Source organism: Streptococcus suis, from assembly GCA_002831545.1.
In the GTDB taxonomy this organism is placed as follows: domain Bacteria; phylum Bacillota; class Bacilli; order Lactobacillales; family Streptococcaceae; genus Streptococcus; species Streptococcus suis_P.
Genome location: CP025095.1, coordinates 2,670,841 through 2,686,641, shown reverse-complemented (window position 1 = coordinate 2,686,641; position 15,801 = coordinate 2,670,841). Strand labels below are relative to the sequence as shown.

General features: G+C 41.3%; 13 protein-coding genes and 4 pseudogenes. All 17 read left to right on the top strand.

Going from position 1 to position 15,801, the window contains the following annotated elements; all coding sequences use genetic code 11:
• Window positions 1-31: 31 nt before the first annotated feature.
• Complete coding sequence (locus CWM22_13245; GenBank protein ID AUC92783.1) at window positions 32-1,993, top strand: DHH family phosphoesterase; 1,962 nt, start codon at window positions 32-34, stop codon at window positions 1,991-1,993.
• Window positions 1,994-2,003: 10 nt separating this feature from the next.
• Entirely contained in the window at window positions 2,004-2,456 is a 453-nt protein-coding gene (locus tag CWM22_13240) for a 50S ribosomal protein L9 (protein AUC92782.1), read from the top strand.
• A 33-nt stretch (window positions 2,457-2,489) separates the two neighbouring features.
• Window positions 2,490-3,845 (top strand): replicative DNA helicase, encoded by a 1,356-nt coding sequence (locus CWM22_13235; protein AUC92781.1) that lies wholly within the window; start codon window positions 2,490-2,492, stop codon window positions 3,843-3,845.
• A 3-nt stretch (window positions 3,846-3,848) separates the two neighbouring features.
• A complete protein-coding gene (locus CWM22_13230; protein ID AUC92780.1) occupies window positions 3,849-4,100 on the top strand; it encodes a hypothetical protein in 252 nt (83 codons plus the stop codon).
• A gap of 302 nt (window positions 4,101-4,402) precedes the next feature.
• Window positions 4,403-5,098, top strand: coding sequence for a cytochrome c biogenesis protein CcdA (locus tag CWM22_13225; protein ID AUC92779.1), 696 nt, complete (start codon window positions 4,403-4,405; stop codon window positions 5,096-5,098).
• Window positions 5,099-5,116: 18 nt separating this feature from the next.
• Entirely contained in the window at window positions 5,117-5,680 is a 564-nt protein-coding gene (locus CWM22_13220; protein AUC92778.1) for a TlpA family protein disulfide reductase, read from the top strand.
• A 50-nt stretch (window positions 5,681-5,730) separates the two neighbouring features.
• Window positions 5,731-5,932 (top strand): annotated as a pseudogene (locus CWM22_13215) (hypothetical protein).
• Window positions 5,933-5,989: 57 nt separating this feature from the next.
• The gene (locus CWM22_13210) at window positions 5,990-6,601 is read left to right on the top strand and encodes a 30S ribosomal protein S4 (GenBank protein AUC92777.1); all 612 of its coding nucleotides are present in this window, start codon (window positions 5,990-5,992) and stop codon (window positions 6,599-6,601) included.
• Between the two features lie 65 nt (window positions 6,602-6,666).
• Window positions 6,667-7,116: pseudogene (locus CWM22_13205) on the top strand (thiol reductase thioredoxin).
• 129 nt (window positions 7,117-7,245) lie between these two features.
• Window positions 7,246-8,763 (top strand): flavocytochrome c, encoded by a 1,518-nt coding sequence (locus CWM22_13200; GenBank protein ID AUC92776.1) that lies wholly within the window; start codon window positions 7,246-7,248, stop codon window positions 8,761-8,763.
• Between the two features lie 85 nt (window positions 8,764-8,848).
• Entirely contained in the window at window positions 8,849-10,201 is a 1,353-nt protein-coding gene (locus tag CWM22_13195; GenBank protein ID AUC92775.1) for a metallophosphoesterase, read from the top strand.
• Window positions 10,202-10,331: 130 nt separating this feature from the next.
• Complete coding sequence (locus CWM22_13190) at window positions 10,332-11,357, top strand: glycosyltransferase family 2 protein (GenBank protein ID AUC92774.1); 1,026 nt, start codon at window positions 10,332-10,334, stop codon at window positions 11,355-11,357.
• 69 nt (window positions 11,358-11,426) lie between these two features.
• Window positions 11,427-12,338 (top strand): aldo/keto reductase, encoded by a 912-nt coding sequence (locus CWM22_13185; GenBank protein AUC92773.1) that lies wholly within the window; start codon window positions 11,427-11,429, stop codon window positions 12,336-12,338.
• 9 nt (window positions 12,339-12,347) lie between these two features.
• A pseudogene (locus CWM22_13180) lies at window positions 12,348-12,434 on the top strand (GNAT family N-acetyltransferase).
• Window positions 12,435-12,645: 211 nt separating this feature from the next.
• Window positions 12,646-13,020: pseudogene (locus tag CWM22_13175) on the top strand (GNAT family N-acetyltransferase).
• A 94-nt stretch (window positions 13,021-13,114) separates the two neighbouring features.
• Window positions 13,115-14,866 carry an aspartate--tRNA ligase gene (locus tag CWM22_13170; GenBank protein AUC92772.1) on the top strand — a complete coding sequence of 584 codons (1,752 nt, stop codon included), beginning with the start codon at window positions 13,115-13,117 and terminating at the stop codon, window positions 14,864-14,866.
• A complete protein-coding gene (locus CWM22_13165) occupies window positions 14,853-15,791 on the top strand; it encodes a YitT family protein (GenBank protein AUC92771.1) in 939 nt (312 codons plus the stop codon). The genes CWM22_13170 and CWM22_13165 overlap by 14 nt, the downstream gene beginning before the upstream one ends.
• Window positions 15,792-15,801: the final 10 nt, after the last annotated feature.

The window sequence follows — 15,801 nt, the reverse complement described above, 5'->3', positions numbered from 1 at the left end:
TTTGTGGTAGAATGGCAGGCAGAGGTTAGTGATGAAAAGATTTCGATTTTCGACAATTCACTTTGTCATGATAGGTGTCATTTTATTTGGGTTGGTGGCTCTTGTCCACCGATTTTTTCCAATTGGTGCCAGTACAGTTTTTGCGCTACTCATCAGCCTATTGGTGTTGATTGCGCTGTTTATTTATCAAAAACATTCTTATGAATTTAGTGAGATAGAACAGATTGAATATCTCAATAATCAGGCCAATTCTGGTTTGATGATGCTCTTGGATAAAATGCCAGTGGGAGTTATCAAAGTTCGACCAGATAGTAATCAGGTAGAATGGTTTAATCCCTTTGCTGAGCTGATTTTTGCTCAAGAAAATGGTGAGTTTGATCAAAAAAAACTACGTGAAATTATTGACGTTGGTCTGGATGAGGAGCGAATTTATGCAAACTTTTCAGGCAAGAGATACGCTGTTAACGTTGATTTTGATCAAGGGTTATTTTACTTTTTTGATGCTTCATCAGAGTACTCAGCGACAAATAGTTTGATCGGAAGCCGTCCTGTTATAGGGATTATTTCAGTTGATAATTATGATGAACTCGAGGACACGGTATCTGATTCACAGATTAGCCAAGTCAATTCCTTCTTGGCTCAATTTGTTTCGGAATTTTGCCATGATTACGGAATCTACTATCGACGCGGCACAATGGATCGATTCTATTTCTTTACAGATTATGCTGTGTTGGAAAAATTGATAGAGAATAAGTTTTCAGTTATTGATAAGTTCCGCGAGGAGGCTAAAAAGTTAGATTTAGGTTTGACTTTGAGTATGGGATTGGCGTATGGTAATGAAAATCATCACCAAATCGGACAGGTTGCGCTCCAAAATCTCAATATGGCTGAGGTTCGTGGTGGAGACCAGGTTGTGGTCAAGGAAAATGATGAGAGTAAACAGCCACTTTTCTTTGGCGGTGGCTCGGCTTCTTCCGTTAAACGAACACGTACGCGGACTCGTGCTATGATGTCTGCTGTATCAGATAAGCTCAAATCGGTTGATGCTGTTTTTGTGGTGGGACATCGTAATTTAGATATGGACGCGCTTGGATCCGCGGTCGGTATGCAGTACTTTGCTCAAAATATTATGAACAATGCCTATACGGTGTATAATCCAGATGAAATGGCACCAGATATTGCACGTGCTATCAAGAAGTTGAGTGATGAAAATTGTTCTAATTTGCTAACGGTTGAGGAAGCCATGAAGATGGTCACTTTCCAGTCGTTGTTAATCATGGTAGATCATTCAAAGATTGGCTTGACTTTGGATAAGGATTTCTATGAACAATTTACCCAGGTTGTGGTGGTTGATCATCATCGTCGCGATACAGATTTTCCAAATAATGCAGTTTTGACTTATATAGAGAGTGGTGCTAGTTCTGCGAGTGAGTTAGTAACGGAATTAATTCAGTTCCAGAATGACAAACACCATAAACTTAATCGCATTCAATCTAGTTTATTGATGGCTGGGGTTATGCTTGATACAAAAAATTTCACCTCTCGTGTGACTAGTCGTACTTTTGATGTGGCTAGTTACTTGCGGACTCGTGGTAGCGATAGCTTGGAAATCCAGCAGATTGCTGCGACAGATTTTGAGGAATATCGTCAAATCAATGAACTGATTTTAAGTGGGCAGAGAATTGAGTCCAATGTTGTTATTGCGTGTGCAGATGATACTAAAGAATACGATAATATTATTCCGAGCAAGGCTGCAAATACAATATTGGACATGGCAGGAATTGAGGCGGTATTCGTTGTAACAAGAAATACCAAAGGGTATGTATCTATTTCTGCAAGGAGTCATAGTAAAATCAATGTTCAACGCATTATGGAAGAAATGGGTGGAGGTGGCCACTTTAACCTAGCTGCCGCTCAGGTATATGACCAGACAATCGCAGAAGTATGTGAAAAGTTGACGGATAAAATCCGCGAAGAAATAAATGGAAATTAGGAGAACAGATATGAAAGTAATCTTTTTAGCAGATGTTAAAGGTCAAGGTAAAAAGGGTGAGATTAAGGAAGTTCCAACAGGTTATGCCCAAAACTTCTTGATCAAGAAAAATTTGGCTAAGGAAGCAACAAACCAAGCGATTAGCGCCCTTCGTGGTCAGGAAAAATCTAAGGAAAAGGCTCATGCAGAGATGATTGCAGAAGCAGAGGCTATCAAGGCTAAGTTGGCTGAGGAAGCTACTTTAGTGAAATTTGTCGAAAAAGTTGGTCCAGATGGTCGTACCTTTGGTTCTATTACCAGCAAGAAAATTGCTGAAGAATTGGAAAAACAATTTGGTATTAAGATTGACAAACGTCATATCCAATTAGACCACCCAATTCGCGCCCTTGGTTTGATTGATGTTCCTGTCAAAATCTATCAAGATGTGACAGGTGTTATCAATTTGAGCATTAAAGAAGCTTAGAAGAGTTATCATTATCAGTGAGGAGGTGAAATCTTGGCAGACTTAGATGAATTGCGGGTGCAACCGCAGGATATTCTGGCTGAACAGTCGGTCTTGGGAGCTATTTTCCTTGATGAAGGCAAGTTGGTCTTTGTTCGTGAATATATCGAGGCAGAGGATTTTTTCAAACATGCTCATAAGCTAATTTTTAATGCTATGATTGCTCTTTCTGATAGAAATGAGGCAATTGATGCGACTACCATGCGCAACTATTTAGTGAACCATGGTGATTTGGAAAATATCGGTGGTTTGGCCTATTTGGCTGAAATCATTAGTTCCGTGCCGACGGCAGCCAATGCGGAATTCTATGCCAAGATTGTTGCTGAAAAGTCTAATCTCCGTAAACTGATTGCCCGTTTGACGGATGCAGTTAATCAGGCTTATGAGGGTGCGGATGGTTCAGATGACATTATTGCCAATGCTGAAAAAGCTTTGATTGATGTCAGTGAGGGAGCCAGTCGAAGTGGTTTCAAGCGGATTGATGATGTCTTGAATATCAACTTTGACAACCTTGAAACTCGTGCTAAGCAGACGTCGGATATTACAGGGATTGCAACTGGTTATCCTGCTCTTGATGCTATGACAACGGGTCTGCATGAGGAAGAGTTGATTATTCTTGCGGCTCGTCCTGCGGTTGGTAAGACGGCCTTCGCTCTCAATATTGCTCAGAATATTGGTACAAAATTAGGTTTGACCGTTGCCATCTTTTCTTTGGAGATGGGTGCGGAGAGCTTGGTGGACCGTATGCTCGCTTCTGAGGGGGTTATCAATTCGCGTTCCATTCGTACGGGTCATTTGACGCAGGAAGAGTGGAATAAGTATATGGTGGCTCAGGCTAATTTGGCACGGGCTAGCATTTACATTGATGATACACCAGGTATCAAGATTACGGAGATTCGTTCGCGGTCACGCAAGTTGGCTCAGGAAACGGGCAATCTGGGCTTGATCTTGATTGACTATCTTCAATTGATTACGGGAACAGGTCGGGAAAACCGACAACAAGAGGTTTCTGAGATTTCCCGTCAGTTGAAGATTTTGGCCAAGGAATTGAAAGTTCCTGTTATCGCCCTCAGTCAGTTGTCGCGTGGTGTGGAGCAACGTCAGGATAAGCGACCTGTTCTGTCTGATATTCGTGAATCGGGATCTATCGAGCAGGATGCGGATATCGTTGCCTTCTTGTATCGTGATGATTATTATGAGCGCGGTGAGCAAGAGGATGGTGGCATTCCAAACAATACGGTTGAAGTCATCATCGAGAAAAACCGTTCCGGTGCGCGTGGTACCGTGGAGCTTATGTTCCAAAAAGAATACAATAAATTTGCAAGTATTTCCAAGAGAGAGGATGGATAAAGAATGAGTGATGCATTTACAGATGTTGCTAAAATGAAGCAGATCAAGCAGGATATTAAAGAGCATGAGGGGCAGATTGTGGAATTGACCCTTGAAAATGGTCGTAAGCGTGAGAAGAATAAGCAGGGGCGTATTGTGGAAGTTTATCAGTCTTTGTTTATTGTTGAATTTGAAGATCCAAACAATACCTTTGTGGAATCTTATACTTACTCAGACATTTTGACAGAAAAGATTTTGATTCATTATTTGGATTAGGAATGGAAGCCTGTGATTGCAGGCTTTTTTGTATGATTTATAGTCATTTGAATTAACTTTGATACATCGTCACTTTCGGCTTGCCGTACTCAACGAAAGTGACTTACATCGCAAGTCTTATTTCCAACCTAGAACAGCCTCTAGGCTGTTCTAGCAACCTGCACCTCAGTTCCTTGTCTGAAAGCTAATTCATTCGACTATAACAAAACGATATATTGACTAAGGTAAAGCGGTGTGTTACAATATTAGTACATAAAAACGTTTTCAATGCTGTCTTTTGAGCTAGATAGAAAGGAGTTTATATGGAATTTCAATGGTTTACAGTTCTGGCTCTGTTTGCAGAAGGGCTCTTGTCTTTCTTATCACCCTGTGTTCTGCCAATTCTCCCTATCTACATTGGTTTGTTGGCAGGTGGAGCTGAAGGGAAAGAGGGAGAGAAGAAGGTCCTTGTCAATACGCTGAGCTTTGTAGTTGGGATTGCTCTGACCTTCTTCTTATTGGGATTTGCCTCTAGTTTGCTGAGCAGGGTCTTACAAGCAAATGCTCAAGTCTTGCAGATTATCAGTGGTCTATTGATTGTTCTGATGGGAATTTTGCAGTTGGGTTGGTTCAATATTCCCATGTTAGAGCGTGAATTTTCTGCTAAAAATAAGGTGTACCAAGCAGGAAAACAGGTCACTCCATTTCTAGCTTTCCTGATGGGTTTTACCTTTAGTTTTTCTTGGACTCCATGTATAGGACCTATTCTGGCATCTGTTTTTATTTATGCTAGCAGTCAGCAGGGTTGGTTGAGCGGTATCTTGCTGTTGGTCTATTGTCTTGGCTTTATTCTTCCCTTTATTTTGGTTGCCTTCTTTTCTCAGAAAATGTTGGCTTTCTTCAAGAACAATCGGCACTATTTGGCTTGGACCAAGCGTATTTCAGGCTATTTATTGCTCTTGATAGGCTTGAGTATTTTAACAGGTTTCTTCCAACATCTTGTGCGTTTTTTCCAGTAGGATAGAAAGGATTTATTTATGAAAAAGTTGGTATCAATTGCTGTTTGCTTACTTGCTTCTTGTTTTATTTTGACTGCTTGCTCTCTTTTACCATTGGTCGGTCCATCTTCTACTGAGTCGACTTTACAGGCAAATCAACCAGTCACGCTAGATTTTTCCCTAAAGGATAAGGATGGAAATGATGTCAATCTGGCGGATTACAAGGGGAAAAAGATTTATATCAATGTTTGGGCGACCTGGTGTGGTCCTTGTCAGAGAGAAATCCCAGAATTGGAGGAGGTCTATCAAGAGTATAAGGATAAGGAAGATTATGTTTTCTTGTCTATCACGTCACCTAAGGATGCTGAGTTTGCGAATACCAATCCTGCGGATGTGAGCAAGGATGAGATCTTGGAGAAGGCTAGTGAGCTAGGAGCGACCTATCCAGTCTTATTTGATACCAAAGTTCAGGCGATGACACATTTTGGTATTGCTGCTTTTCCGACACATATCCTTATCAATAGTGATGGAACCCTCAAGGTTTCTTTTGCAGGACAGGTTCAAAAGGATAAGCTGGTTGAATTATTGGAAGAAATGCAATAAGAACGATGAAAAAGGCTTTACAGAGCCTTTTTTTTGTGCTATACTAACATTTGTGTGAAATAACAGCAGGGCAAAATGAAGCTCGTCAACAGAAGGTCAGCAAGAAGAGTAATCGTTGCTGTTTCGATGAAGGCCTCCTGCACGAATCAGGTTTGCTTAAAACGTTATTTCCTACAAATAAGTCTTTTTTGTTTCCTTTTAGTACTAGGCAAGGAGGTGCAGGCTATACTGAGGTATGCCAAACCGACTTAACGACGTAATAAAAGAGAAACGAAATGACGGAAATTTTTATTTTAGGAGGACATAACTATGTCACGTTATACAGGACCATCTTGGAAACAAGCTCGTCGTCTTGGCTTGTCATTGACAGGTACAGGTAAAGAATTGGCACGTCGTAACTACGTACCAGGTCAACACGGACCAAACAACCGTTCTAAATTGTCAGAATACGGTTTGCAATTGGCTGAGAAACAAAAATTGCGTTTCTCTTACGGTTTGGGTGAAAAACAATTCCGTAACTTGTTCGTACAAGCTACTAAAATCAAACAAGGTACTCTTGGTTTCAACTTCATGCTTCTTTTGGAGCGTCGTTTGGACAACGTCGTTTACCGTCTTGGTTTGGCAACTACTCGTCGTCAAGCACGTCAATTCGTAAACCACGGTCATATCCTTGTTGACGGCAAACGCGTTGATATTCCTTCATACCGCGTTGAAGTTGGTCAAGTTATCTCAGTTCGTGAGAAGTCAATCAAAGTTCCAGCTATCCTTGAAGCTGTTGAAGCAACTCTTGGCCGTCCAGCTTTCGTATCATTCGATGCTGAAAAGCTTGAAGGTTCATTGACTCGCTTGCCAGAACGCGACGAAATTAACCCAGAAATCAACGAAGCTCTTGTCGTAGAATTCTACAACAAAATGCTCTAAGATTTGTATTGATATTTTAAAAGCCCTATTTACAAGGGCTTTTTGTCTGTATTTTAGGAGGGATTATGTGGCGTAAGTATTTTTTGCTAGTGCTAATAGCTATTTTGGTCGTAGGTGGGGCCTTCTTTCTATCTCAATCAGCGGCTACGCCAAATGAATCAGACTATGTGAAGGCTGTAAAGAGTTACCAGGCTATTTCGATAGACGAAGTGGAGCAAAAGGTCCAAGATGAGGAAGAATTTATATTATACATAGGTCGTGAGACATGCCCTTATTGTCGTGATTTTGCTCCGAAATTAACAGAGGCAGTAGAGCGATCACGTGCGACTATCTACTATTTGGATAGCGAGTCGGATCCGAATGGAAAAATACAATAATTTCGACAGAGTCAAGGTCTTGCTACGGTTCCTAGCTTAACCTATTATAAATCGGGTAAATTATCTGGAATACTTCGTAAAGGGAGTCAGGCAACAATTTCCGAAATAGCAAGCTTTTTAGCTCTTCAAGGGTGGTAAATAATTTTTATTAATGTATGATTTGAATTCTATGCATTTATATTATTGTGAAAAATGTTTCAAAACAGATTGAAAAACATTTCACAATCTTGTATAATACTAATATCAGATAAAAATTGGAGGTTTATCATGAAAAAGAAAGCTTGGTTAGGCTTATTATTGAGTCTACTTGCTGTTGTGTTTTTAGTGGCATGTGGAGGCAAGTCTGAAAAGACAGCTACATCTTCATCATCTACGACCTCTTCTTCATCAGAAGAAGCTGTTTCAGGTGCATCTGAGAAAGTTTATACAGATCCATCTGAGTTGAAAGATAGCTACGATGTTATCGTTGTTGGTTCAGGTGGTGCAGGTATGTCGGCAGCTATCTCAGCTAAAGATGCTGGTGCTAGTGTTGTTTTGTTAGAGAAAATGCCTGTTATCGGTGGTAATACGGCTAAATCATCAGCTGGTATGAATGCTTCACAAACCAAATTCCAAGAAGCGGAAGGTATTGCTGATTCAAACGATAAATTCTATGAAGAAACACTTAAAGGTGGTAAAGGAACAAATGATCCGGAATTACTTCGTTACCTTGTAGATAACTCAGCTGGTGCAATTGACTGGTTGGATGGAATGGGGATTACTCTTAGCAACCTAACTACAACTGGTGGTATGAGCGAGAAACGTACCCACCGTCCTGCAGATGGTTCAGCTGTCGGTGGCTACTTGGTAAATGGTCTTTACCACAATCTTGTTGAACGTGAAGTACCAATTTTTGTCAATGCAGATGTTACAAAACTCCAAGACAAGGATGGGGCTGTGACAGGTGTTGAAGTGAAGATTGCTGGTGAAACTAAGAAAATCTCAGCTAAAGCAGTTGTATTGGCGACTGGTGGTTTCGGTGCAGATTTGGAAATGGTTGCTAAATTAAACCCAGCATTGAAAGGTTATGTTACAACCAACCAAGAAGGTTCAACAGGTGACGGTATTGCACTTGCTGAATCAGAAGGTGCAGCAACTGTTGATATGGAACAAATCCAAATTCACCCAAGTGTTGAGCAAGAAACTTCTTACTTGATTACAGAAGCAGTTCGTGGCGAAGGTGCTATCCTTGTCAACTCAAAAGGTGAGCGTTTTGTTAACGAATTGGAAACTCGTGATAAAGTTTCTGCGGCTATCAATAGTTTGGATCCAAACTACGCTTATGTTATCTTTGATGATGCCTTGAAAGATCGTGTGAAGGCTATTGCTCAGTATGAAGAAAAAGGTCTTGTAAAAACGGGTGCTACTCTTGCGGATTTGGCTAAAGAAATTGGTGTACCTGCGGATGCTCTTCAAACAACACTTGATACTTGGAACAAGGCTGTGGCAGATAAGAATGATGCGGCATTTGGTCGTACATCAGGTATGGACCATGCTTTGAACACTGGTTCTTACCATGCCATTAAAGTTGCACCTGGTGTCCACCATACAATGGGTGGTGTGAAAATCAATACCAATACTGAAGTATTGAAAACAGACGGTTCAGCAATTTCTGGTCTTTATGCTGCTGGTGAAGTAACTGGTGGTGTTCATGGTCAAAACCGTATTGGTGGTAATGCTGTAGCAGATATCATCGTATTTGGTCGTCAGGCTGGTGAACAAGCAGCAGGATTTGCTAAGAAATAAATTGTAGACATAAGAGGCTCGGCAGAAAGAAGGTCGAGCTTCTTTTTCTTGTCCCTCTATCTCTAAGATGATATACTTTTAAGGTATGAAGAAGAAAATAGTATTATTGTTAGGAGCTATTGCAGTCATTGTTTTGATTTGGTCTGCTATTACTGGCCAGCGTCAGCAATCCTATGCCGAGGCTGAGTTAAGAGACCAGGATAAAATCTGGATTATCACTGATTTGCATTATTTGTCACAGGATTTATTTGATGATGGAGAGGCATTTTCTTATATCGAAAAGACAGCTGCTGGTAAGGATTTACGTTATGGAAAAGAGCGAATGGAGGCTCTGGTTGAGCAGGTTGGGCGTGAACATCCTTCCTTGTTACTAGTCAGTGGAGATTTGACTCTTAATGGAGAAAAGCAGAGCATGGTTGAGTTGGCGCAATATTTTACCCGGATTGAAGAAAAAGGAACGGAGGTTTTGGTGATTCCTGGCAACCATGATATTGCCAGTGGGTGGGCTAGGGCTTTTAAGGGAGACCAGCAGATAGTGACGGATCAGGTCACCGCTCAGCAATTTGCAGAGCTATTTGCCAATCACGGTTATCAACAAGCCAGCAGTCGTGACAAAGCCTCATTGAGCTATCTAGCCAAGCCATTTTCCAATGCTTGGTTTCTGATGATAGACAGCAACATCTACTCTGACGGCTACGGAAAAGGAGCTCCTCCAACCAATGGACGTATCAAAAAAGAGACCCTAGAATGGATAGAAGTTCAGCTTAGGTCAGCTAAGGAAGCTGGAGTGAGCCTGATACCTGTTGTCCATCACAATGTCTTGCAACAGCATGCCATGCTCTCAAAAGGCTATACTTTGGATAATGCTGCCGATTTGAAGACTTTGTTTGATCAGTATGGGATTCATTTTGGTTTTTCAGGGCACACTCATTCTCAGAATATTGTTAAGGAAGACTTGGGACAAGTTAACTATACTGAAGTGGTCAATGGAGCATTTTCTATTTATCCAGCTATTATCGGTCAATTGAGCCTTGATGATACAAGCATTCACTATCAAAAAACTCAACTTGATATGGCTTCGTGGACAGAAAAGCACCAACCTAGTGATCCAAATTTGCAGGATCACGTTACCTACTTACAAATTGTCTTTGACAATACCAGTGACATCATGGTCCACAATGTGTTAAACGATGAGCGTTGGTATGATGGGGAGACGGCAGATGCTATTTCACAATTTATCATGCCGGCCAACCGTGCTTATTTTTCAGGAGAAAAACTAGATCAGACTTGGCTAGATGAGAAGGTATTTCCAAGCCAGACTTATCAGACCTTGCAAGCAGCATCACCGAGAAGTTTCTTGGCTGATTATCTTGATGTGATTATAAAACGGAGCCAAAGTCGAGATGTGGAAAAACTAGAAATTACCACCAAAAACTGATAATAGTTATCCACAGAAACACAAAGAAATCCACAACTTATCCACAGCTTGTGAATAAGTTTGTTTTTGAAAATAATTGTGCTCTGCAACTTTCCTGAAAATATGATAAAATAGTAACAAATTGTGTCAAATGGAGAGAAAGATGACCTTACTAAGCATTGCTATTCCGAGTTATAATTCGGAGGCCTACCTTCATTACTGTGTTCATTCCCTTGTAATGGGCGGTGACAAGGTTGAAATTCTGATTATTAACGACGGGTCGACCGATCGGACTCAGGAAATCGCAGAGGGGCTAGAGAATCAATTTTCAAACGTACGTGCCATTTATCAGGACAATAAGGGCCATGGCGGAGCTGTTAATACAGGGATACGTGAGGCCAAGGGGAAGTACTTTAAAGTTGTAGATTCAGATGATTGGGTCGATACCAGGGCCTATTTGAAGATCCTAGAGAGTTTGCAGGCTTTGGAAGATGAAAATACTCCAGTTGATGCCTTTATCTCCAACTTTGTTTATGAAAAAGAGGGACAATCTCGCAAAAAATCCATGTCTTATCAATCCACTCTACCTGAGAACCGTATTTTCGGTTGGGAGGATGTAGGTGCCTTTTCCAAGGGGCAATACATGATGATGCATTCCTTGATTTACAGGACAGATTTATTGCGTGAGGTTGGTCTCGTTCTGCCAGAGCATACTTTTTATGTGGATAATATTTTCGTATTTACCCCCTTACAAGCAGTGAAAACGATGTACTATCTTCCAGTTGATTTTTATCGATACTTTATTGGGCGAAATGACCAGTCTGTCAATGAATCCGTCATGATTAAGCGCATTGACCAGCAGTTAAAAGTCAATCGAATCTTGGTAGATAATTTAGACTTGGAGGCGATTGACAATCCTGATTTGCGAAGTTACCTGCTCAATCATGTGGAGATTACGACCATTATCTCCTGTGCCCTTCTCAATCGTGCTGGAACAGCTGAACACATGTTGAAAAAGCAGGAACTCTGGCACTATATTCGGGATAATAATCCAGCTCTATTTAAAATCGTTCGAAAAGGGTTACTTGGGCAATTAACCAACCTTTACGGTTATCCAGGTCGAAAAATTTCCAATGCCGTCTATAAAATCGCGAAAAGAATTTATGGTTTTAACTAAAACTCAGTTTCGGCTGGGTTTTTCTGTTATAATAAGGAATATGAAAAGCGTTTACAAAGGAGAAGATAAATGCAAAGATTAGGACAAACAGGATTAGAAGTTTCACGAATTGGTCTAGGTTGTATGCGAATGGCTAGTCTGACAGAGCAGGAAACTGCTAAAGTGTTAGATACAGTGGTTGGACAGGGAATTAACTTTTTTGATCATGCGGATATTTATGGCGGTGGTCAGTCAGAAATCCGTTTTGCTCAGGGGGCAAAATTGGCAGGAATCAAACGAGAGGAAATCGTTCTTCAATCAAAATGCGGTATTCGTAAGGGCTATTTTGATTTTTCAAAAGAGTATATTTTGGAATCTGTGGATGGTATTCTCAAGCGCTTGGATACAGAATATCTAGATGTTCTCGCCTTACACCGTCCGGATGCTCTAATGGAGGCAGAGGAAGTGGCAGAAGCCTTTTATCTTTTGAAAAAAGCAGGGAAAGTTCATCATTTTGGCGTCAGCAACCAAAACATTTACCAAATGGAGTTATTACAATCCTATCTCGATCAACCGCTTGCAGTTAATCAATTGCAGCTATCTCCTGCTCACACGCCTTTGATTGATGCTGGATTACATGTCAATATGAAAGATGATCCTGCGACTATGCGTGATGGTGGACTGATTGATTATTGCCAGCTAAAAAAAATCACTATCCAAGCCTGGTCTCCTTTCTTGATTGATTTGCAACGAGGTATTTTTGCCAACCATCCTGACTATGCTCTTTTAAATCAAACTATTGGGGAAATAGCAGAGCGATACCATGTTTCACATGAAACCATTGTCGTAGCTTGGATATTACGTCATCCAGCAAAGATTCAAACGATTGTAGGTTCTATGAATCCAGATCGCCTGACAAAGATTGCCCAGGCTAGCCAGATTACCTTGACTCGACCAGAATGGTATGAGATTTACAGAAGTGCAGGGAACATTCTGCCCTAGGAGGAATGTATGAAGTGGGAAATAAAAACATTTGAACAACTTAGTTTACAGGAACTTTACAACATCTTGACACTTCGGCCCGATGTATCAGTCATTTAGTTTTTCTTTTATTACTTCGACGGACGAGGAAACTCCGTTTCCTTATTTCCAACTTCAAACACTCCACTGGAGTGTTTGAACTTACTTTACCGTACTTTGTAGAAGTAACTTGCTTCGCAAGTGCTATATCCAACCTTGTACAGTCACTCGACTGTACAAGCAGCTTGCAGCTCGTTGCCTCGTACTAAAAGTAAACTAAAAGACTTAATTTTTGCTTGAACAAGCCTGTCCCTATCCAGAAATAGATGGAAAAGATCCAAGTTGTCTTCATCTTTTAGGAACAGACAATGGGGAGTTAGTGGCTTATTTGAGAATACTGCCGGCTGGTATAAGTTATGATGAAGTTTCCATCGGTCGTGTGGTCATCAAGCCAAGCCATCGTGGTAAAGGATTGGGTCGGCCAATGATGGAGCAAGCTATCCATTACATTACAAATGAATGGAAAGAAAGTCAGATTAAGATCGGTGCCCAAGCCCATTTAGCAAAGTTCTATGGCTCGCTAGGTTTTGAGGCAGTTTCAGAAGTCTATCTAGAGGATGATATTCCGCATTTAGATATGTTATATAGTAAACCAGTCCTTTAAGGCTGGTTTTTCGATTTTTCTCGGCAATTTCCCCCAAAAATCAGCCATTTTATGGTAGAATGAATAAGTATAAAATCAGTAAAAGAGGAAGAATATGAAACGTTCTATGTATGCTGGACGTGTTCGTAAGGAACATGTCGGTCAGGAAATTACTTTGAAAGGTTGGGTTGGCCGCCGTCGTGACTTAGGTGGCCTGATTTTCATTGACTTGCGTGACCGTGAAGGCATTATGCAATTGGTGATTAACCCTGAGTCAGTTGAAGCTGAAGTGATGGCAAAAGCGGAGAGTCTTCGTTCCGAGTTTGTTATCGAGGTAACAGGAACGGTTGTGGAGCGTGAGCAAGCTAACGACAATATCCCGACAGGAGCTGTTGAACTGCAAGTAACCAGCTTGACAGTGTTGAACACGGCTAAGACAACTCCGTTTGAAATCAAGGATGGCATTGAAGCCAGCGATGACACTCGTCTTCGTTACCGTTATTTGGATCTTCGCCGTCCAGAAATGCTCAACAACTTCAAATTACGTGCGGCTGTAACCCACAGCATTCGCAATTATCTGGATGACTTGGAATTTATCGATGTGGAAACACCAATGTTGACCAAGTCAACACCAGAAGGTGCGCGCGACTACTTGGTACCATCTCGTGTGTCCAAAGGTCATTTCTATGCTTTGCCACAAAGTCCACAGATTACTAAGCAGCTTTTAATGAATGCTGGTTTCGACCGTTATTACCAAATCGTTAAGTGTTTCCGTGATGAAGATTTGCGTGGGGATCGTCAACCTGAGTTTACACAGGTGGACTTGGAAACCTCATTCTTGAATGAAGTTGAAATCCAAGACATCGTAGAAGGCTTGATTGCTAAGGTCTTGAAAGATACCAAAGGAATCGATGTAACCTTGCCATTCCCTCGTATGTCCTATGACAATGCGATGAATTTCTATGGTTCAGACAAGCCAGATACTCGTTTTGACATGCTCTTGCAAGACTTGACAGATACTGTCAAGGAAGTTGACTTCAAAGTCTTCTCAGAAGCACCTGTTGTAAAGGCTATTGTGGTCAAGGGTGCGGCGGATAGCTACTCACGTAAAGATATTGATAAATTAACAGAATACGCTAAACAATTTGGTGCCAAGGGCCTTGCCTGGGTTAAAGTTGATAAGGGAGAATTAGCGGGCCCAGTTGCTAAGTTCTTGACGGGTATTACAGAAAACTTGACAGCAAGTTTACAACTTGAAGACAAGGACCTGGTCCTCTTTGTAGCAGATGAATTGGAAGTTGCCAATAATACCCTGGGAGCTTTACGGAACCGCTTGGCAAAAGAGCAAGGCTTGATTGACGAAAGCAAGTTCAACTTCCTCTGGATTGTAGACTGGCCAATGTTTGAGTGGTCTGAAGAGGAAGGTCGCTACATGAGTGCCCACCACCCATTCACCTTGCCGACGGAAGAAACAGCTCATCATTTGGATGGTGATTTGGCGCAGGTGCGTGCAGTTGCCTACGATATTGTTTTGAATGGTTATGAATTGGGTGGCGGTAGTCTTCGTATCAACCAAAAAGACATGCAAGAACGGATGTTCAAGGCGCTTGGCTTCTCTGCTGAAGATGCGCATGAGCAGTTTGGTTTCTTGCTAGAAGCTATGGACTACGGCTTCCCACCACACGGTGGATTGGCTATCGGTTTGGACCGCTTTGTCATGTTATTGGCTGGTGAGGATAACATTCGTGAAGTTATCGCCTTTCCGAAGAATAACAAGGCATCTGATCCAATGACCCAGGCGCCAAGTACAGTTGCATCAGCTCAATTAGAGGAATTGGCTCTAGACATTACACTTGAAAATGAATAAATTTTTCAGAAAACAGCGTGTACGCTTCTTAAGAAAGGCCAGAAAGAATAAGTTTTGGTCGGTCATTTTGGGAATTTCTCAGGAAAAATATGCTGAACGGATATCGGGGTCCATTATTTATGGACTCCTATCTAGTATTGCGGTGAATTTTTTCTTTAGACCAGGGAATGTTTATTCGTCTGGAGTTACTGGTCTTGCCCAGATTGTCTCTGCTCTGGCAGCTTCTTACGCTGGTTGGAATGTACCGATTGCGGTGGTCTATTACGGTCTGAACATCCCCTTGCTTATCTTAGCTTGGTATAAAATTGGTTATAAATTTACTATCTTTACCTTTATTACGGTATCCTTCAGTTCTTTCTTTATCCAATTTATGCCGCCAGTTACCCTGACGACAGACCCTTTAGTCAATGCTATTTTTGGCGGTCTCATGCTGGGAACTGGGATTGGATTTGCGCTTAGGAACAATGTATCTAGTGGTGGTACTGATATTGTCTCTATTATTATTCGCAAGAAGACGGGACGTCAAGTTGGCTCCATTTCCTTAATTGTCAACATTATGATTATGTTGATTGCAGGGATGACCTTTGGCTGGCAATATGCCCTGTATTCAATGGTTGCGCTGTTTATCTCCAGCCGCATGACGGATGCAATCTATGTCAAGCAAAAGCGGATGCAGGCTATGATTATTACCAATCAACCAGAACGAGTTATCAAAAAAATCCATAAAAAGCTAAATCGCGGTGTAACCATTATCAATGGTGCCGAAGGGGCGTATAATCATGAGCAAAAAACGGTTCTGATTACCATTATCACACGTGCGGAGTTTAGTGAATTTAAGCAAATTATGAAAAAAGCAGATCCTCAAGCCTTTGTATCTGTAGCTGACAACGTCAATATTATTGGTCGGTTTGTGGAAAGTGACTGATTGACAAACA

Coding starts and splice junctions, on each gene's coding strand:
- CWM22_13190 (AUC92774.1), top strand. CDS start 10,332: ATGGAGAGAAAGATGACCTTACTAAGCATTGCTATTCCGAGTTATAAT.
- CWM22_13220 (AUC92778.1), top strand. CDS start 5,117: ATGAAAAAGTTGGTATCAATTGCTGTTTGCTTACTTGCTTCTTGTTTT.
- CWM22_13185 (AUC92773.1), top strand. CDS start 11,427: ATGCAAAGATTAGGACAAACAGGATTAGAAGTTTCACGAATTGGTCTA.
- CWM22_13195 (AUC92775.1), top strand. CDS start 8,849: ATGAAGAAGAAAATAGTATTATTGTTAGGAGCTATTGCAGTCATTGTT.
- CWM22_13170 (AUC92772.1), top strand. CDS start 13,115: ATGAAACGTTCTATGTATGCTGGACGTGTTCGTAAGGAACATGTCGGT.
- CWM22_13200 (AUC92776.1), top strand. CDS start 7,246: ATGAAAAAGAAAGCTTGGTTAGGCTTATTATTGAGTCTACTTGCTGTT.
- CWM22_13245 (AUC92783.1), top strand. CDS start 32: ATGAAAAGATTTCGATTTTCGACAATTCACTTTGTCATGATAGGTGTC.
- CWM22_13240 (AUC92782.1), top strand. CDS start 2,004: ATGAAAGTAATCTTTTTAGCAGATGTTAAAGGTCAAGGTAAAAAGGGT.
- CWM22_13230 (AUC92780.1), top strand. CDS start 3,849: ATGAGTGATGCATTTACAGATGTTGCTAAAATGAAGCAGATCAAGCAG.
- CWM22_13210 (AUC92777.1), top strand. CDS start 5,990: ATGTCACGTTATACAGGACCATCTTGGAAACAAGCTCGTCGTCTTGGC.
- CWM22_13225 (AUC92779.1), top strand. CDS start 4,403: ATGGAATTTCAATGGTTTACAGTTCTGGCTCTGTTTGCAGAAGGGCTC.